At 72.0% G+C, this 17,618-nt stretch carries 15 protein-coding genes; 13 read left to right on the top strand and 2 right to left on the bottom strand.

Annotation, left to right across the window (positions count from 1 at the left end):
* Genes BJP25_RS17275 through BJP25_RS17235 form a run of 9 tightly spaced genes read left to right on the top strand, consistent with a single transcriptional unit; the run spans position 1 to position 8,990 of the window.
* Complete coding sequence (locus BJP25_RS17275; protein ID WP_075975985.1) at positions 1 to 837, top strand: MlaE family ABC transporter permease; 837 nt, start codon at positions 1 to 3, stop codon at positions 835 to 837.
* Positions 834 to 2,099 (top strand): MCE family protein, encoded by a 1,266-nt coding sequence (locus BJP25_RS17270; RefSeq protein WP_075975984.1) that lies wholly within the window; start codon positions 834 to 836, stop codon positions 2,097 to 2,099. The genes BJP25_RS17275 and BJP25_RS17270 overlap by 4 nt, the downstream gene beginning before the upstream one ends.
* On the top strand, positions 2,096 to 3,109 hold the full coding sequence (locus BJP25_RS17265; protein WP_075975983.1) for an MCE family protein: 1,014 nt from the start codon (positions 2,096 to 2,098) through the stop codon (positions 3,107 to 3,109). Before BJP25_RS17270 ends, BJP25_RS17265 begins: the two co-directional genes overlap by 4 nt.
* Positions 3,106 to 4,098 carry an MCE family protein gene (locus tag BJP25_RS17260; RefSeq protein WP_075975982.1) on the top strand — a complete coding sequence of 331 codons (993 nt, stop codon included), beginning with the start codon at positions 3,106 to 3,108 and terminating at the stop codon, positions 4,096 to 4,098. The genes BJP25_RS17265 and BJP25_RS17260 overlap by 4 nt, the downstream gene beginning before the upstream one ends.
* Entirely contained in the window at positions 4,098 to 5,087 is a 990-nt protein-coding gene (locus BJP25_RS17255; protein WP_075975981.1) for an MCE family protein, read from the top strand. The genes BJP25_RS17260 and BJP25_RS17255 overlap by 1 nt, the downstream gene beginning before the upstream one ends.
* Positions 5,087 to 6,145: an MCE family protein gene (locus BJP25_RS17250; protein WP_075975980.1), complete on the top strand. Its 1,059-nt coding sequence runs from the start codon at positions 5,087 to 5,089 to the stop codon at positions 6,143 to 6,145. Before BJP25_RS17255 ends, BJP25_RS17250 begins: the two co-directional genes overlap by 1 nt.
* Positions 6,145 to 7,371 (top strand): MCE family protein, encoded by a 1,227-nt coding sequence (locus tag BJP25_RS17245; RefSeq protein WP_075975979.1) that lies wholly within the window; start codon positions 6,145 to 6,147, stop codon positions 7,369 to 7,371. Before BJP25_RS17250 ends, BJP25_RS17245 begins: the two co-directional genes overlap by 1 nt.
* A gap of 19 nt (positions 7,372 to 7,390) precedes the next feature.
* The gene (locus BJP25_RS32720; protein WP_084794114.1) at positions 7,391 to 8,170 is read left to right on the top strand and encodes a hypothetical protein; all 780 of its coding nucleotides are present in this window, start codon (positions 7,391 to 7,393) and stop codon (positions 8,168 to 8,170) included.
* A gap of 28 nt (positions 8,171 to 8,198) precedes the next feature.
* Entirely contained in the window at positions 8,199 to 8,990 is a 792-nt protein-coding gene (locus tag BJP25_RS17235; protein ID WP_143219147.1) for a nuclear transport factor 2 family protein, read from the top strand.
* A gap of 567 nt (positions 8,991 to 9,557) precedes the next feature.
* Here BJP25_RS17235 and BJP25_RS17230 read toward each other — a convergent pair.
* Both BJP25_RS17230 and BJP25_RS17225 read right to left on the bottom strand, forming a co-directional pair.
* On the bottom strand, positions 9,558 to 10,865 hold the full coding sequence (locus BJP25_RS17230; RefSeq protein ID WP_233158126.1) for a PucR family transcriptional regulator: 1,308 nt from the start codon (positions 10,863 to 10,865) through the stop codon (positions 9,558 to 9,560).
* A gap of 523 nt (positions 10,866 to 11,388) precedes the next feature.
* Entirely contained in the window at positions 11,389 to 12,756 is a 1,368-nt protein-coding gene (locus BJP25_RS17225; RefSeq protein WP_084794113.1) for a helix-turn-helix domain-containing protein, read from the bottom strand.
* Between the two features lie 571 nt (positions 12,757 to 13,327).
* Here BJP25_RS17225 and BJP25_RS17220 point away from each other — a divergent pair.
* The 4 genes from BJP25_RS17220 (at position 13,328) to BJP25_RS17205 (ending at position 17,609) form a co-directional block, all read left to right on the top strand.
* Entirely contained in the window at positions 13,328 to 13,927 is a 600-nt protein-coding gene (locus BJP25_RS17220; protein WP_075975977.1) for a hypothetical protein, read from the top strand.
* 127 nt (positions 13,928 to 14,054) lie between these two features.
* The gene (locus BJP25_RS36260) at positions 14,055 to 14,570 is read left to right on the top strand and encodes a hypothetical protein (protein WP_075975976.1); all 516 of its coding nucleotides are present in this window, start codon (positions 14,055 to 14,057) and stop codon (positions 14,568 to 14,570) included.
* A complete protein-coding gene (locus tag BJP25_RS17210; RefSeq protein WP_075975975.1) occupies positions 14,570 to 16,021 on the top strand; it encodes a glycosyltransferase family 87 protein in 1,452 nt (483 codons plus the stop codon). The genes BJP25_RS36260 and BJP25_RS17210 overlap by 1 nt, the downstream gene beginning before the upstream one ends.
* Positions 16,011 to 17,609, top strand: coding sequence for a dolichyl-phosphate-mannose--protein mannosyltransferase (locus BJP25_RS17205; protein ID WP_084794111.1), 1,599 nt, complete (start codon positions 16,011 to 16,013; stop codon positions 17,607 to 17,609). The genes BJP25_RS17210 and BJP25_RS17205 overlap by 11 nt, the downstream gene beginning before the upstream one ends.
* Positions 17,610 to 17,618 lie beyond the last annotated feature (9 nt).

The following is a 17,618-nucleotide window of genomic DNA, read 5'->3' as shown; positions in this document are numbered from 1 at the left end:
GTGGCAACCCTCCGCCGAGGTCGGGCCGCCTTCGCCCGCCCGTTCAACGCCCTGGAGTCCCTGGGCGACCAGCTCAGCTTCTACCTGCGCGCGCTGGCCTGGATCCCGTTCGCCGTCACCCGCTACTCCCGCGAGATCATCCGGCTGCTGTCGGAGGTGAGCTTCGGCTCCGGCGCGCTGGCGGTCATCGGCGGCACGATCGGGGTGATGGTCGGCCTGGCGGTGTTCACCGGCACCGTCGTCGGCCTGCAGGGCTTCGCCGCGCTCAACCAGATCGGCACGTCGGCCTTCGCGGGCTTCCTCTCGGCGTACTTCAACACCCGCGAGATCGCCCCGCTGGCGGCCAGCCTGGCGCTGTCGTCGACGGTCGGCTCCGGCTTCACCGCCCAGCTCGGCGCGATGCGCATCTCCGAGGAGATCGACGCGCTGGAGGTCATGGCGGTGCGCTCGATGCCCTACCTGGTCACCTCCCGGATCATCGCCGGGTTCGTGGCGATCATCCCGCTCTACACGATCGGCCTGCTCACCTCCTACCTCGCGGCGCGCACCATCACGGTGGTGGCCTACGGGCAGTCTGCGGGCACCTACGACCACTACTTCACCCTGTTCCTCCCGCCCGAGGACGTGGTCTGGTCGTTCGTCAAGGTGATGATCTTCAGCGTGGCGATCATCCTCACCCACTGCTTCTACGGCTACCGCGCCAGCGGCGGCCCGGCGGGCGTGGGCGTCGCGGTGGGCCGCTCGGTGCGGACCTCGATCGTCATCGTCTCCATCCTCGACTTCTTCTCCAGCCTCGCGATCTGGGGAGCGACCACGACGGTGCGGGTGGCCGGATGAGCACGAGACTGCGCAAGCAGACGATGGGCCTGGTGTTCATCGTCATCATCGGCCTGCTGATGTGGCTGGCGATCGCCATCTACGACAAGCAGTTCGTCTCCTCCACCCGGGTCACCCTGCAGGCCGACCGGGTCGGCAACCAGCTCAAGGAGAACGCCGACGTCAAGGTGCGCGGCGTGGTCGTGGGCACCGTGCGCGGGGTGGACACCGACGGCGACGGCGTGTCGGTGACCCTGGCGCTGGACCCCGACAAGCTGCGGATGCTGCCCAGCAACGTCACCGCGCGGCTGCTGCCCAAGACCCTGTTCGGCCAGCGGTACGTCGCCCTCCAGCTGCCCGAGGACGCCGACCGCCCGCTGCGCGAGGGCGACACCATCAAGCAGGACACCTCGGTGGAGTCGGTGGAGCTGGAGAAGGCGCTGCGCGACCTGCTGCCGGTGCTGCAGGCGGTGCAGCCGCAGAAGCTCAACTCCACCCTGGGCGCGCTGTCGCAGGCGCTGGAGGGCCGGGGCAAGTCGCTGGGCGAGACGCTGGTGCTGCTGAACTCCTACCTCGACCAGCTCAACCCCAAGATGCCCGAGATCCAGAACGACATCACCAAGTTCGCCGACACCCTCGGGGTCTACGAGAAGGCCGCGCCGGACATCATCGACGCCCTCGACGGCCTGACCACGACGACGAAGACGATCGCCGAGCAGAAGGACCAGGTGGCCGCGCTGTTCAGCAGCCTGACCACCGCGTCGGACAACCTCGCCAACTTCGTCGGCGGCAACCGCAAGACCATCATCGACCTGTCCGAGAACAGCAGGCCCACCCTGGAGCTGCTGGCCAGGTACTCCCCGGAGTACCCGTGCCTGGCCCAGGCCGTGGTGAACCTCAAGCCGCGGGTGGAGAAGGCCCTCGGCGTGGGCACCAACGAGCCGGGCATGCACGTCAACCTGGTGGTCAAGGAGTCCAGGGGCGCCTACGTCCCCGGCCGCGACCGGCCCACCTTCGGCGCGGGCGGCGGCCCCCGCTGCTACACCGGCGGCCTCGCGGGCGGTGCCACCCCCGCGGTGGCCACCGACCAGGGGCAGACCACGGCGGGCACCGACGGCACCGGCTCGGCCGACCTGGGCGAGGTGAACTCGGTGGCGGAGAGCCAGTTCATCAACCACCTGATCGCCCCGACCACCGACGACCTGACCGCGGCCGACCTGCCGGACTGGAGCAGCGTGCTGGTCGGGCCGATCCTGCGCGGAGCTGAGGTGAACCTGTCGTGAAGTCCGTGACCGGGCCCCTGGTCAAGGGCCTCATCTTCACCGTGGTGACGGTGGTGGCCACCCTCGTGCTGGGCATCACCATCGCCAACAAGGGCAACGGCGACACCCTGGACTACTCGGCGAAGTTCACCGACGTCACCTCGCTCAACGTCGGCGACGACGTGCGCATGTCCGGTGTCCGGGTGGGCCAGGTCGAGGACATCGAGGTCGTCGACCGCCGGTTCAGCCGGGTCGAGTTCACCGTGGACAAGCGCTGGGCGCTGTCGCCGACGGTGATCGCGACGGTGAAGTTCCGCAACCTCATCGGTCAGCGCTACATCTCCCTCGACCAGGGCACCGGCACCGGCACCCTGCCCGAGGACGCGGAGATCCCGCTGGACCGCACCCGCCCCGCGCTGGACCTGACCGCCATGTTCAACGGCTTCAAGCCGCTGTTCCAGGCGCTCTCGCCCGACGACGTCAACAAGCTGTCGCTGGAGGTCGTGCAGGTCCTGCAGGGCGAGGGCGGCACGGTGGACAGCCTGCTCACCCACGTCGCCTCGCTGACCAGCACGCTGGCCGACAAGGACGACGTGATCGGCCGGGTCATCACCAACCTCAACACCGTGCTGAGCCAGGTGAACTCCCAGGGCGACCAGCTCTCCTCGCTGCTGCTCACCACCCAGCAGCTGGTGTCCGGGCTGGCCAAGGACTCCAAGCCGATCGGCGACGCGCTCTCCGGCATCGCCGCGCTGACCACCTCGACCTCGCAGCTGCTGGCCGAGGGCCGCGAGCCGCTGCGCCGCGACATCGACGCCCTGGGGGCCCTGTCGGGCACGCTGGCCGACAACACCCCCCAGTTCGAGAAGTTCCTGCAGAACCTGCCCGGCAAGTACGAGGCGATCGGCCGGTTGGCCTCGTACGGCTCGTGGCTCAACTTCTACCTGTGCTCGGCGAGCACCGACGTCAAGCCCGCCCCGGGGCAGTCCGGCGTCGGCCTGCCGATCACCGCTGCGAGGTGCCGCGCGTGAAACCGTTCCGGGAACGCAACACCATCAAGGTCGGCCTGGTCGGGGCCGTGATCATCGCGGTGCTCGGGCTGTTCGTCTTCTCCTGGGAGTCGCTGCCGGTCATCGGCGGCACGGTCTACACCGCGCACTTCAAGGAGGCCGCGGGCCTCAAGCCCGACGACGAGGTCCGGGTCGCGGGGGTCAAGGTCGGCAAGGTGACCGACGTGGAGCTGGAGAACACCTACGTCAAGGTCACCTTCCGGGCCAGGGGGGTGTGGATCGGGGACCAGACGGTCGCCGCCATCAAGATCAAGACCCTGCTGGGCCAGAAGAACCTCGCGCTCGACCCGCTGGGCACCGGCGAGCAGGACCCGGACAACCCGATCCCGCTGGAGCGCACGGTCACCGCCTACGACGTCAACGACGCCTTCGCGGACCTGGCCAAGACCACCGGCGAGATCGACACCGACCGGCTCGCGGAGAGCTTCCGCACCCTGGCGCAGACCTTCTCCGCCTCCACCCCCGACAACGTCCGGGCCGCGCTCGACGGGCTCTCCTCGCTGTCGAAGACGATCTCCACCCGCGACCAGGACCTCAAGCAGCTGCTGGAGAGCTCCGGCGGGGTGGCCAAGACCATCGCCGACCGCACCGACCAGTTCACCGCGCTGATCAACGACGGCGGCGCGCTGCTCGACGAGCTGGACAAGCGCCGCGGCGCCATCCACGACCTGCTCGTCGGCAGCCGCGACCTGGCCAGGCAGCTGCAGGGCCTGGTCGCGGAGAACCAGGCGCAGATCGGCCCGGCCCTCGAACAGCTCGACCGGGTCACCGACGTGCTCCAGCGCAACCAGGACAACCTGGACAAGGCGCTGCGGCTGGCCGGGCCGTTCTACCGGCTGATCGGCAACGCGGTCGGCAACGGCCGCTGGCTCGACGGCTACATCTGCGGCCTGGTGCCCAACCCGGACGGCTCCGCGGGCTGCCTGCCGCCCACCACCGGAGGACGCTGATGCCCACCACGAAGAACCGGTACCGGCTGATCCGCGGCCTGGCCATCGGCGCGGCGGCGGTCCTGCTGGTCGCCGCGGGCACCTGGGCGCTGCTCAACGTCGGCAAGACCAAGTCGCTGACCGCGTACTTCACCGCCGCGGTCGGCCTCTACGCCGACTCCGACGTGCGCGCGCTCGGGGTGAAGATCGGCTCGGTGGACACCGTCGAGCCGCAGGGGCCCAACGTCAAGGTCACCATGACCATCGACGCCGACGCCCCGATCCCGCAGGGCGCCAACGCCCTGATCGTCACCCCCAGCCTGGTCTCCGACCGCTACGTCCAGCTCACCCCGGTGGACAAGGGTGGCCAGTCCATCGCGGACGGGACCACCATCCCGGTCGAGCGCACCCAGGTCCCCATCGAGATCGACCAGCTGTTCTCCAGCCTCGACGAGCTGACCACCGCCCTGGGCCCGGAGGGGTCGAACAAGGACGGCGCGCTCAGCGAGCTGCTCAAGACCGGGTCGACCTACCTGGAGGGCAACGGCGCGGAGTTCGGCCAGACCGTGCGCGACCTCGGCGACCTGGCCCGCACGCTGAGCAACTCCCAGGACGACCTGTTCGCCACCGTCGACGGCCTGCAGAAGTTCACCACCATGCTGGCCCAGAACGACAGCCAGGTGCGCAAGCTCGACCAGCTGCTGGACACGGTGTCGAAGACCTTCGCCGACGAGCGCGGCAACTTCGACGAGGCGCTGCGCGAGCTGGCCTCGGCGCTGGGCACGGTGCAGGGCTTCATCAAGGACAACCGCGGCCGGATCAAGAGCAACGTCGACAAGCTCGCGGGCACCACCACGCTGCTCAGCCAGCAGCGCGCGTCGCTGTCGGAGGCGCTCGACGCCACCCCGCTGGCGCTGACGAACCTGGTCAACGCCTACGACCCGAACACCAGGACCCTCGACGGGCGCGGCAACCTCGTCGAGTTCCTGCTCCCCACGGGAGGGAACTGATGCGCGCGGAGCTGCGCGGCGCCGTCCGGGCGGCGGTGGCCGCCGGGATGGGGATGGTGCTGCTGGCGGGCTGCGGGTCCGGCCTCTACGACGTCGACCTGCCCGGCGGCGCCGACCTGGGCGACAACCCGTTCCACGTCACCGCCGACTTCAAGGACGTGCTGGACCTGGTCCCGCAGTCGGCGGTGAAGGTCAACGACGTCACCGTCGGCAAGGTCGACGGCATCGAGCTGGCCCCCGACGGCCGCAGCGCCCAGGTCAGCATGCTGGTCAACCGCTCGGTGAAGCTGTCGGGCACGGCGCTGGCGCGGCTGCGCCAGTCCTCGGTGCTCGGTGAGAAGTTCGTCGAGCTGGCCGACCCCGACAGCGGTGTGGCCAGCGGCTCGCTGACCGACGGGGCGACCATCCCGCTGGAGCGCACCAACCGCAACCCGGAGATCGAGGAGGTCTTCGGCGCGCTGTCGCTGCTGCTCAACGGCGGCGGCGTGGGGCAGCTCCAGCAGATCACCCGGGAGATGAACGCCGCGCTGGGCGGCAACTCCGGCGACATCAAGGCGCTGCTGACCAACCTCAACACCTTCGCGGGCGGCCTGGACCAGCACAAGGCGGAGATCACCAGGGCGCTCGACGCCCTGGACCGGCTCAGCGCCTCCCTCGGCCAGCGCAAGGACCAGATCGCCCAGCTGCTCGACGGCCTCGGCCCGGGCATCCAGGTGCTCTCCGACCAGCGCGCGCAGTTCGTCGACATGCTCAAGTCCCTCGACGGGCTCTCGGACGTGGCCGTCGACGTGGTGACCCGGAGCAAGGACAACTTCGTCGCCGACCTCAAGGCCCTCGAACCCACCCTGCGCAAGCTGAACGAGGCGGGCAAGAACCTGCCGCAGGCGATGGAGCTGCTGTTCACGTTCCCGTTCCCGGACGGGGCGATGAACGCGATCAAGGGTGACTACCTCAACGTCTACCTCAACTACCGGTCGTCGACGAGCGCGCAGGCCCAGCCGTCCTCGGCCCAGCTGCCGCTGCCGCCCGCGGACGGCGCCCAGGGGGGCAACGGCTGATGATCACCCGACGGGTACGCATCCAACTGACGATCTTCGTCATCGCCGCGCTGCTGGGCATCAGCTACGTCGGCGCGAAGTACGCGGGCCTGGACTCGATGTTCGGCGCCAGCGGGTACGTGGTGAAGGTCCGGCTGGCCGACTCCGGCGGCATCTTCTCCAACGCCGAGGTCACCTACCGCGGCGTGGCCATCGGCCGGGTCTCCGAGCTGCACCTGGTCAACGACGGGGTCGAGGTCGACCTGCGGATCGACGACGACGCGCCCAGGGTGCCCGCCGACGTCGACGCCGTGGTGGCCAACCGCTCCGCGGTCGGTGAGCAGTACCTCGACCTGCGCCCGCGCCGCGACGGCGAGCCCTACCTGGCCGACGGCTCGGTCATCTCCAAGGACGCCACCTCGCTGCCGCTGGCCAACGAGAAGCTGGTGCTCAACCTGGACAAGCTGGTCGCCTCGGTGCCCAACGACGACCTGCGCAAGGTCGTCGACGAGCTCTACCTGGCCACCCAGGGCACCGGGCCCAGCCTGCAGGTGCTGCTGGACTCGGCGAACAGCTTCACCAAGCTGGCCACCGAGAACCTGCCGCAGACCCTGCAGCTGATCACCGACTCGGGCACCGTGCTGGCCACCCAGGTCGAGGTGTCGCAGGCGATCCAGAACTTCGGCGTCAACGCCAAGCTCATCGCCGAGCAGCTGGCCAAGTCCGACGGGGACATCCGCTCGATCCTGTCCAACGCCCCGGGCGCCGCCGAGCAGATCAACGGCCTGCTGGCCGAGAGCGGCAAGCCGCTGAGCGTGGTGCTGGCGAACCTGCTGACCACCTCGAACGTGCTGGTGACCCGGCAGGCGGGCATCGAGCAGCTGCTGGTGGTGGCCCCCAAGGGCATCGCCGCGGCCAGCGACGTGTTCACCGACCAGGGCGCCCGCTTCGGGTTGCAGACCACGTTCTTCGACCCGCTGCCCTGCACCGTCGGCTACGAGGGCACCCAGCGCCGCAACGGCCTGGACACCTCGCCCGCCCCGCTCAACACCAACGCCCGCTGCGCCCTGGCGCCGGGCAGCGGTAACGTGCGGGGGTCGCAGAACGCGCCCAACGGCGGGGTCCCCCCGGCGGTGCGGCCCGCCGACTTCGGGGCCGTGGCGACACCGGAGCAGCAGGGCACCGCTCCGGGCGGGTCCGGCGAGCTGAGCAGGTCGCTGGACCAGCTGCTGGCGCTGAACCCGTAGGAAGCTGGTGCAGGACCGGATGAGCGAGCACGACCAGGACGACCGCCGCGCCGAGGGCGCGGCGGACGACCCGACCAGGGCGGGCGCCGACGCGGCGCCCGCCTCGGGCGTTGCGGCCGACGACGACCCCGGCGACGGGGTGATCGGCGCACGGGCCCCCCGGGCGGCTGACCCCGAAGACCTCACAGACCCCGCAGGCACCGCAGACTCCTCCCCGTCCGATCGGGACGGTTCGGCAGGCACCGCGGGGGACGAGGACGCCGAGGACGCTGGGGACGAGCCCACCGCCCGGCCCGGTGGCAGGCGCGGTGGCCCGCTGCGGGTGGCCGCCGTGGTGCTGCTGGTGCTCGCGATCGCCTTCGCGGGCTGGGCGGGCGTGCGGTTCCTCGGCACCGACGAGGCCGCCGCGGACACCGCCAACACCCGCGACGACGCCCTGCGCGCCGCGCGGTCGGAGATCATCCAGTTCAACACCCTGGACTACCGCACCGCCTCCGACGTCTACGCCGGCTGGCTGGCCATCTCGACCGGCAAGCTGCGCGAGGACCTGGTCGCGGCGCAGCAGGCCCAGGTGCAGCGGCTCACCACCGCCCGCACGGTCACCAGGGCCGAGATCGACGACCTCGGCGTGGTCGACCTCGACGCGGGCCGCGGCACCGCGACGGTCATCGCCGCCGTGCGCACCACCGTCACCCCCGAGGGCGCCGAGGGCGTCACCAAGCGCGTCCGCATCCAGGCCGAGCTGGCCAGGACCGACCAGGGCTGGTTGCTGTCGTCGATCGGCCAGGTCGACATCTGAGCCCGGCGCCCGGTCAACAGGAGACCCCATGAGCACGCCACCCCGCCGCGACGCCTCGGTCCGCGGTCGCGCACCCCGCACCACCGCCCGCCGCGTCGCGGGCCGCAGCACCACCTCCCGCCGCCCCGCCGACCGCCCGGTCGAGCAGGACGGCCAGGTCGACGACACCGGGCTGGACGACACCCGCGGCGCCGGTCCGGTCGACGCCGCCGCCCCCGCGCCGGTCTGGTCGACCGACGAGCCGCTGGAGCTGCCCGAGCCCGCCGCGCGGGACGCCGCCGACGAGCCCGACGACGAGGACGAGCGGGCGCCGCGCCGGGACTTCTCGACGCGGCTGTCGGTCATCCTGCTCGTGGTGGCCGTCCTGCTGGCCGGTGGCGGCCTGGCCCTGTGGCTGCGCGCGAACGCCATCGACGACCGCGCGGGCACGAACACCGCCCTGGTCGACGTGAGCGAGACCGTGGACCTCACCGGCACGGTGAAGGACGGCCTGGAGCGCATCTTCAGCTTCAACTACCAGAACACCGACGCCACCGCGCAGGCCGCGAAGGAGGTCCTGACCGGCGACGCGGCCACCCAGTACGACGCGCTGATCGGGCAGGTGCGCGAGCAGGCACCCGCCCAGCAGCTCGTGCTGACCTCCAAGGCCGTCGCCGCGGGGGTGTCCGTCCTGGAGGGTGACCGGGCGACCCTGCTGGTGTTCCTCAACCAGACCTCCACCCGCGCCGGTGGCCAGCCCACCTACGGCGGCGCCCAGCTGACCGTGACCGCGCAGCGCGTCGACGGCGTCTGGCGCATCGCTTCCCTGCAACCGCGCTGAGCTTGATTTCTCCCGCCACCCGCCCCCTCGTCCCCACCCGGCATCGTCCCCGGCTTGGCACCACGGCCGCCGGTTCTGGGTGGCGACGGTTCTCCACCGGGCAGGTTGCGCCACTGTGGTCCCCGCCCGGCATCGTCCCCGGCCTGACCGGGTGGGCCACCTCCGGATGACAATTATCGGTGGTGGCTCACTCGGTTCGCGGTGAATTGCGCCGGGATGGTTGTCCGCCAAATACGGAAATGGGTATCGTCGTTGCCACGGTGCGGGGATGGGAAAACCCCCACCCGGCGGAACCTCCAGTTCCACACAATGCCGCCGCGTGCCGCGGTCCCTTCCTCCCGTGGGGGCCGACCACGCGGTCGGGTGGGCAATGGTGCCCGCCGCGAGCGCGATGCCCCGGTGGTGGTTCAGGCCCCGGCTGCCGTTGGGCGAGCATCCGCTGGAAAGGGGGTAGGCGCCCGCACCGCGCCTGCCCCCTTTCCGCGTTCCCCCCGCCTCGCGCCCGCGGCGCGCGGAAAGGCCCCCGTGCCGGTGTTCCCCGACCGGGGGCCCGCCCGCGCGCCGCGCTTACCTGGTCAGCTCCACGCCGCGCAGCGTGCGCCGGGCGCGCAGGGCCACCTCGATGTCGAAGCGGCGGTCCGGGTCGTCCAGCGAGGCCCCGAACAGCCGCTCCAACTGCCGCAGGCGGTAGCGCACGGTCTGCGGGTGCACGTCGAGCAGTTGGGCGATCTCCGGGGCGCTGCGCCGGGTCTCCAGCCAGATGAGCAGGGTCTCGGAGAGCTTGTCGCGCTGCTTGCCGGTCAGCTCGGCCATCGGCGCCAGCGCGCGCTCGGAGATCTCCTGCACCAGGAACGGGTCGTTGAGCAGCCACAGCACCGACATGTGCCGCTCGAACCAGGTGACCTCCACGTCCGGCAGCGCGCCCTGGCTGACCAGGCTCAGCGTCCGCCGGGCCCAGCGCAGCGACTCCGCGGCCTCGGCCACCGGCACCGTCGGGCCGACCGCGGCGCGCCAGCCCGGCAGCTCCTGGGGCAGCTTGTGCAGCAGGTCGCGGTGCTCGTCGGAGAGCACCAGGCACGGCTCGGAGCCCTCCAGGTCGACCAGCACCCGGCTGTCCAGGGTGGCCCCGGGCAGCTCGGACTGCTCGTCGCGCAGCTCCAGGGCGACGGTGGTGATCTTGTCGGGCACCGGCCAGCGGGCCGCCTCGGCCAACCGGGTCAGCGCCTGCGGGGTGGCCGCGGCGGGGGAGAGGATGACCTCCAGCAGCTGCCTGCGCCGCCGCTCCAGCGCGCCCATCTCCCGCGCCCGCACCGAGGCGTGGCCCTCCACCGACAGCGCGGACAGCTCGTCGATGTAGGCGAAGATGGCCTCCGCGAGCAGGCACAACGTCGCCGTCGGCACGCCCGCGCGGTCGCCGACCTGGGCGATGCGCCGCCACGCGACCCTGGCGCCGATGCGGTAGGCGGTCTGGAGCACGTCGAGGATCGGGCCGTCGTAGAAGTCGTGCAGGCCCATCTCGCGGAACAGCTGCGCGCGGTCGTCCTGCGGGGCGGTGGGGTCGGCCAGCCGGTCGATGAACTGGAGCACCGCCTGCTGGATGCCCTCGGTCACCGCCTTGCCGAACGGGCCGTCCATGCGCCGGGCGAAGGCCGGGATGGCCCGGCTGAGCTCGCTGCGGATCTCCTCGGTGAGGTCCTGCACACCCGGCCGGAACAGCGGCGCGAGGTCGGTGGGGAGCAACGACCACAGGTCGATCGAGGTGACGTCCTGCTCATCGGTGGCCGCGGCGGTGCTCGCCGGGGACAGCAGGGAGTCGAAGGCGATCCGCAGCGGGAACTCGGCGAGCCCGTCCGGTTCGTCCCGCTGCTCTGACACGGTCGCCTCCTCCGGCACCGGCGTGCACGACCGGTCAGCCGTGGGTGCCGCGCGCAATAGGGCATTGATGAAAGGGTGCGGCGCGTGCGGAACGCGCCGTGCGCACCCTGGGGAATCTACAGCGCTGCGGGCCGCCCCGGAACAAATTCGTCCGCCATTCCCCGAATGTGGATCGCGTCCGGGCCAAGTTTGTCATGGCCCGACAAGCGGCGTGCTCGGCAGTGCGAAACATCGGAGCACACCGGGGTACGGCGCAGTTTGTGGATCGTGACCGGTCGCGCGGCAACCTTTTGGCGTCCGCCGAGCTCACAGGTGCGTGGCAGTCGGGGCGGGTGCGCCGTCCCCCGGGCGCGGCGAAGGCCGGTCCGCGGGGGTGCGGTACCGGCCTTCGCGCGAGGAGGTGATTCGGTTGTCGGGTTTTCCCGGGTTCGTGCTCGTGGTGCTCGCCGTGCTCGTGGTGCTCGCCGTGCTCGTGGTGCTCGCTGTGCTCGTCGTGCTGGCGCGCGCGGTCGGCGGGCGGGCCTCAGCTCGCGGCGCGGGTCGCCTCGCGGCGGGTGTCGCGGCCGGTGGCCTCGGCGCCGCGGTCGGTCGGCCACAGCAGCCGGTGCGCGCGCAGCGCGATCTCCAGGTCCAGCCGGGAGTCCGGGTCGGCGAGCTGGTCGCCGAACAGCTTCTCCACCTGGCGCATGCGGTAGCGCACCGTCTGCGGGTGGATCTGCAACCGCTCGGCGATCTCGGGGGCGCTGCCGCGGGTCTCCAGCCAGGCCAGCAGCGTCTCGGCGGTGCGGGCGCGCTGCTTGACGGTGAGGTCGGTCAGCGGGGCCAGGGTGCGCTTGAGCAGCTCGCGCACCAGGAACTCGTCGGCCAGCAGCCACAGCGTCGACAGGTGGTCGCGGCACCAGGTGACCGGGCCGTCGTCGATGATGCCGCGGTGCACCAGGCCCATCGCCCGCCGCGCCCAGCGCAGCGAGGTGGCCGCCTCGCGCAGCGAGACCATCGGGCCGATCACCGCGCGGCGCCCGCGCAGCTGCTCGCGCAGCCCGCGCAGCTGCCGCTGCGGGTCGGACATCACCAGGCAGGGCAGGTCGCCGTCGAAGTCGGTGAGCACGTCCTCGGCCAGGCCGGGGCCGGTCAGGTCGTCGGAGCCGCCGTCGCCTGCGGGCTCCACGACGACCACGGCGACCTGGTCGGGCACCCGCCAGCGCGCGGTCGCGGCCAGCTTGGTGATGGTGGCCATCGAGGCGGGCGGCTCGGACAGGATCAGCTCGACCAGGCGGCGCCTGCACCGCTCGATCACGCCGACCGACTGCGCCTGCGCGGCGGTGTAGCCCTCGATCGACAGCGTGGAGATCTCGTCGACGTAGGCGAAGATCGCCTCGGCGGCCACGGTGAGCATGGCGGTGGGCAGCCGCTGCTGCTGGCCCCAGGCCGCCAGGTGCCGCCAGGCCACCCGGCCGCCGACCCGGTAGGCGGTCTGCAGGCAGTCGAGGCTGCGGCCCTCGCCGAACTCCACCCTGCCGAGCTGGCGGAAGACGTTGGCCCAGTTCTCGTCCGGGGTGCCGCCGATGCCGATGGTGTCCAGGATGCGCAGCACCGACTGCTCCACGCCCGCGACCATGATGGCGCCGAAGTGGCCCTCCAGCGGCTGGGCGTAGGCGGGCACGGCGCGCTGGATCTCGCGGATCATGTCCTGGGTGAGCTGGCCGACCATCGGCCGGAAGCGCGCCACCAGCTCCCTGGGCAGGCTGGCCCACAGCGCGGTCGCCCGGTCGTCCTGGACCGACACCCGCCCGCCGGGGCCCGCCGGGGCCGGGATGGCCGGGTGACTTCCTTTGCGCTGGTCCTTCCGGGTGGCCGGGGGTGCGGGTCGGTTGCCCAGTTCAATCGGCATTCTCGTCCCCTTGTCGCTCACAAAACTCCGCCGCAGCGCGCCGTCGGGCGGGCGCCATTTTGTGACGACGACCATAAGTTCGCGGGACCTGCGGTGTCAAATGCAACCGTTACGTGACCTGCTGGACACTCGATTGGTCCAGAGTTTCCGGCCCGTTTTAATGGATCCGGTGGAAACAGTATCGCGGTCTTGTGGGTCTGTGACAAAACGACCCCCATGCTGCCTGCCGCAAGCACCCCGGCCGTCGCGCTCGGTGACCGGATCCGGGTGCACCTGGCAATATTTTCCCACGTCAGGTGCGGTTCCGCGGGGAAACTCACCCGGACGGCGCAACCGCTGCTCACGGTGACGGCCCAGGCCACGGGCACAAAACACCCGCGCCGGGTGTGTGCGCGGCTGACAAAACCGGGGGTGGTCGGCGGCTGGTCACAGCCAGGTTCTTGCCCGGCGTGGTGTGTTTCAGTAGGGTTTCGCCAGCAGTAGCCACCCGGTGCCTTCCGGGTCGGGCATTCGCGGCCGCAGTCGATTCCGGCCGCGTTCTTTTTTCGTGATTCGAGAAGGAAGCCAGCAGATGATCCGTCGTCGTGTCGTCCCCGCGCTCGCCTCGGTGGCCATCGCCATCGGCTCCCTCTCGGCGTGCGGTTCGGATTCGGGCTCGGGGTCGGGGGGCAGCGCAGGCCCCGCCTCCGACCCCGCCGTGGCCTGGATGGACAAGGTGTGCGGCAGCCTCGCCGCCGGGGGCAAGCAGCTCTCGGAGATCCCCTCGGTGGACCCGACCGACCCGAGCAAGGCCAAGGCCGGGCTGGTGACCTTCCTGACCAACCTCAGCACCGCGCTGGGCTCGGTGTCGACCTCCATCAAGGACGCGGGCGTCCCGCCGGTGGCCGACGGCCAGGCCACCGTGGACAAGGCGCAGGCCACCATCGACGGCGCGCGCACCTCGCTGGACTCGGCCAAGACCCGGCTGGAGGCCGTCTCGGCCACCGACCCGGTCGCCTTCACCAACGCCCTGCAGGAGATCTCGCCGAGCCTGTCGGCCTTCAGCAACACCGAGGGCCCGCTCAAGGACCTCAAGGCCAACCCCGAGCTGAACGAGGCCTTCGGCAAGACCCCCGCGTGCAAGCAGGTCGACTCGGGCACCGGCTCGGACAGCTCCGCCCCGACCTCCTGACGCCCGCGAGCGCCCCCTGGGTGTCCGGTCGCCCCGCCCCCGTGGTACCACCGGGGGCGGGAGCGACCGGGTCCACCCGGCCCGGCCGCTCCGCGCCCAGCGTCCCCGAACCCCGGAGGGTGGCCGCGTGACCGACCGCCAGGAGCCCCTGACCCGCCCGCTGCCCGCGGTGGTGGACCCGCACGAGGTCGACCCGCCGACGGTGGTGCTGAGCCCGGTCGACGCGCCGACGACGGTGCTGACCCCGGTCGAACCGCCGCTCGCGGAGCAGCCCCGGCGGGGTCGGCGCGCCCTGCGCACCGCGGCGGGCGCCGCGGTGGTCGTCAGCGCCCTGTGGGGCCTGCACGACCAGTTCACCCCCGACCACACCGCCATCACCGCCGACCGCTCCAGCGCCGAGCGCGCGCCCGAGCCGACCACCGCCGCGCCGCCCCCGGTCGCGATCGCCCCGCCGGGGTCGGCCTCGGCCGAGCTGATCGGCACCCCGGCGCCGCCCCCGCCGCCCCCGGCCCCGGTGACCACCGCCGCCCCGCCGCCGCGGACCCAGGCCGCCCCGCAGCGCGAGGCCCGCCAGCGGTCGCTGGACATCCCCAACCCGGTGGAGATCGTGCTGGACGCGACCCGGTTGCTCTGGGGCCGCTGATGAGCGCGGCCCCGGCCGAGCTCGGGCCGGGGACCGAGCCGACAGCCACCCCCGCACCCCGCCCGCCGCGCACCGCGGTGTGGGTGGTCCTCGGCGTCGCCGTGCTCGCGCTCGGCCTCGCTTTCCTGGCCAAGGCCCCCTGCCTGGGCACCTACGTCGACGACTTCGGCATCACCCGCCTGGACTGGCGCGACGGGCTGGCCACCCGCGAGTTCTGCTACTCCGACACCATCCCGCTGTTCGGCCAGAACGGCCTCGCCGACGGGTTGCTGCCCTACGCGCACAGCTGGGTCGACCTGAGCAGCGGTGCCCCGCGCGTGCGGTTCCTGGAGTACCCGGTGCTCACCGGGGTGTTCATGTACGCCGCCGCCCGGCTGAACCTGGCCTACCGCGCGGTGGTCGAGGTCCCCGAGCCGGTCATCCCCTACTTCGCCATCTGCGCGGTGTTCCTGGCCCTGGCCTGGCTGCTGGTGGTGTGGTCGTGCCTGCGCCTGTTCCCGCGCAGGCCGTGGGTGGTGCTGCTGGTGGCGGCCTCGCCGCTGGTCGTGGTGCACGCGTTCACCAACTTCGACACCCTCGCCGTGGCCGCGGCGACGCTGGCGCTGCTGGCCTGGGCGCGCTCGCGCACGGTGCTGGCCGGGGTGCTGCTCGGCGTCGGCTGCGCGTTCAAGCTCTACCCGGTGCTGCTGGTGGGCGCGCTGCTGGTCGTGTGCCTGCGGGCCAGGCGCATGCAGGCGTTCTGGTCCACCACCGGCGCCGCCCTGGTGACCTGGGTGGTCATCAACGCGCCGTTCGCGCTGCTGCCCGCCACCAAGCCGGGCTGGGGCGAGTTCTTCCGGCTGAACACCACCCGCGACATGGACCCCGACTCGGTCTACTTCGTGCTGCGCTCGCTGACGCCGTGGGAGGGCTTCGACCCGCAGCCGCTCGTGCCCGGGGTGGGCCCGAGCAACCTGAACACGATCAGCCTGCTGCTGTTCCTGGTGGTGTGCGCGTTCATCGCCTACCTGGGGCTGAGCGCCCCCGCGCGCCCGCGGGTCGCCCAGCTCGGGTTCCTGGTGGTGGCGGCGTTCCTGCTGACGAACAAGGTGTGGAGCCCGCAGTACTCGCTGTGGCTGGTGCCGCTGGCGGTGCTGGCCCTGCCCCGGTGGAAGCCGCTGCTGGCGTGGATGGTGGTCGACGCGGCGGTGTGGTTCCCCAGGATGCGCTGGTTCGGCCAGGTCGACGTGGAGCCGACGCTGTTCCTGTGGACCGTCGTGGCCCGCGACGCGCTGCTCCTGCTGCTGTGCGCGCTGGTGGTGCGTGAGATCCTGCGCCCCGACCGCGACGGGGTCCGCGCCGGGGGCGGCGACCCGCTCGCGGGGGACACCGCCGACCACCCCGACGCCTGGCGGTTGCGCGGCCTGCGGGTCGTGCGCCCGAGCACGGAGGAACCCGCCCATGCAGGCTGAGGCCACCACCGACGAGGCCGAGCGCCCGCTGCCCGACACAGACAGCCCGCACAGCCCCGACGGCACTGACAGCCCTGACAGCACCGACGGCGCCGCGCGGACCGGTGCCGAGCCGCCCACGCCCGCCGACGAGGAGCCCACCCGCCCCGCCGACGACCCGCCGGGCGACCGGCTGCGCGGGTGGCTGGCCGCGCTGGTGCTCGGGATCATCGGCGGGATCGTCCGGTTCCAGGACCTCGGCTTCCCCACCGACAAGGGCACCCCGGTCTTCGACGAGAAGCACTACACCCCGCAGGCGTGGCAGATGCTGCGCAACGGGGGCTTCGAGGACAACCCGGGCTACATGCTCACCGTGCACCCGCCGCTGGGCAAGTCGCTGATCGCCCTGGGCGAGCAGCTGTTCGGCTACGACGGCTGGGGGTGGCGGTTCACCGCGGCGCTGTGCGGGACGCTGATGGTGGTGCTGGCCGTGCGCATCGGCCGCAGGCTCACCCGCAGCACGTGGTTCGGCGCGCTCGCGGGCCTGCTGGTCATCGCCGACGGCGTCTCGCACCTGCAGTCCCGCATGGGCATGCTCGACATCTTCCTGGCCTTCTTCGTGCTGGCCGCCTTCGCGTGCGTGCTCGTCGACCGCGACCAGGTGCGCGCCAGGCTGGCGGTCGCCGCCGCCGAGGGCTGGGTGGGCGCCGACGCGCTCGGCCCCCGCCTGGGGGTGCGCTGGTGGCGCCTCGGGGCGGGCGTGCTGCTGGGCCTGGCCTGCGGGGTGAAGTGGTCGGGCCTGTACTACATCGCGGCGTTCGGGCTGCTCACCGTCCTGTTCGACCTGTCGGCGCGGCGCGCGGCGGGGGTGCGCAAGCCGCTGCTGAGCACCCTGGCCAGGGATGTGCTGCCCGGGTTGTGGGCGTTCGTCGTGGTGGGCCTGGTCGCGTACCTGGCGACGTACTGGGGCTGGTTCGCCTCGGAGACCGGGTACGCCAGGAACCTGGTCGAGACCACCGGCTCGGACCCGGTGTCGGTGGCCCGCGGGGCGCTGGGCTCGCTGTTCGAGAACTCGGTGAAGATCCTGGACTTCCACGAGAGCCTGGTGACCCCGGAGAAGCCGCACCCGTGGGAGAGCAAGCCCTGGACGTGGCCGATGGGGCTGCGGCCGATGCTCTACTACTACGACGGCTCGCTGACCGGGTGCGGCGCGGCCAGTTGCGTCTCGGCGACGATGCTCGTGGGCACCCCGGCGATGTGGTGGTTGGCCTTCCCCGTGCTGGCGTGGTCGCTGTGGCGGGTGCTGGGCCGCCGGGACTGGCGCTACGCCGCGGTCCTGGTGGGCTACCTGGCGGGCCTGCTGCCGTGGTTCCTCAACGTCGACCGGCAGATGTACTTCTTCTACGCCACCCCGATGGCCGCGTTCCTGGTGCTGGGCATCGTCCTGGTGCTCCAGCAGCTGTCCAGGGTGCCCGGGGGCAGGTGGGTCGTGGGGGTGTACGCCGTGCTCGTCGTGGCGAACTTCGCCTGGCTGTGGCCGATCCTCAACGGCGACCCCATCACCCCCGGCCACTGGCAGGCCGAGCTCTGGCTGCCGTCCTGGCGCTGACCCGATCAC

It is taken from the genome of Actinokineospora bangkokensis (assembly GCF_001940455.1).
Lineage (GTDB): Bacteria > Actinomycetota > Actinomycetes > Mycobacteriales > Pseudonocardiaceae > Actinokineospora > Actinokineospora bangkokensis.
This window is presented reverse-complemented; position numbering and strand designations above follow the sequence as displayed.

Excerpts from the sequence above, each read along its gene's own strand:
- BJP25_RS32720 (WP_084794114.1), top strand. The coding sequence starts at position 7,391 with ATGAGCGAGCACGACCAGGACGACCGCCGCGCCGAGGGCGCGGCGGAC.
- BJP25_RS17205 (WP_084794111.1), top strand. The coding sequence starts at position 16,011 with ATGCAGGCTGAGGCCACCACCGACGAGGCCGAGCGCCCGCTGCCCGAC.
- BJP25_RS17270 (WP_075975984.1), top strand. The coding sequence starts at position 834 with ATGAGCACGAGACTGCGCAAGCAGACGATGGGCCTGGTGTTCATCGTC.
- BJP25_RS17225 (WP_084794113.1), bottom strand. The coding sequence starts at position 12,756 with ATGCCGATTGAACTGGGCAACCGACCCGCACCCCCGGCCACCCGGAAG.
- BJP25_RS17245 (WP_075975979.1), top strand. The coding sequence starts at position 6,145 with ATGATCACCCGACGGGTACGCATCCAACTGACGATCTTCGTCATCGCC.
- BJP25_RS17220 (WP_075975977.1), top strand. The coding sequence starts at position 13,328 with ATGATCCGTCGTCGTGTCGTCCCCGCGCTCGCCTCGGTGGCCATCGCC.
- BJP25_RS17210 (WP_075975975.1), top strand. The coding sequence starts at position 14,570 with ATGAGCGCGGCCCCGGCCGAGCTCGGGCCGGGGACCGAGCCGACAGCC.
- BJP25_RS17255 (WP_075975981.1), top strand. The coding sequence starts at position 4,098 with ATGCCCACCACGAAGAACCGGTACCGGCTGATCCGCGGCCTGGCCATC.
- BJP25_RS17235 (WP_143219147.1), top strand. The coding sequence starts at position 8,199 with ATGAGCACGCCACCCCGCCGCGACGCCTCGGTCCGCGGTCGCGCACCC.
- BJP25_RS17250 (WP_075975980.1), top strand. The coding sequence starts at position 5,087 with ATGCGCGCGGAGCTGCGCGGCGCCGTCCGGGCGGCGGTGGCCGCCGGG.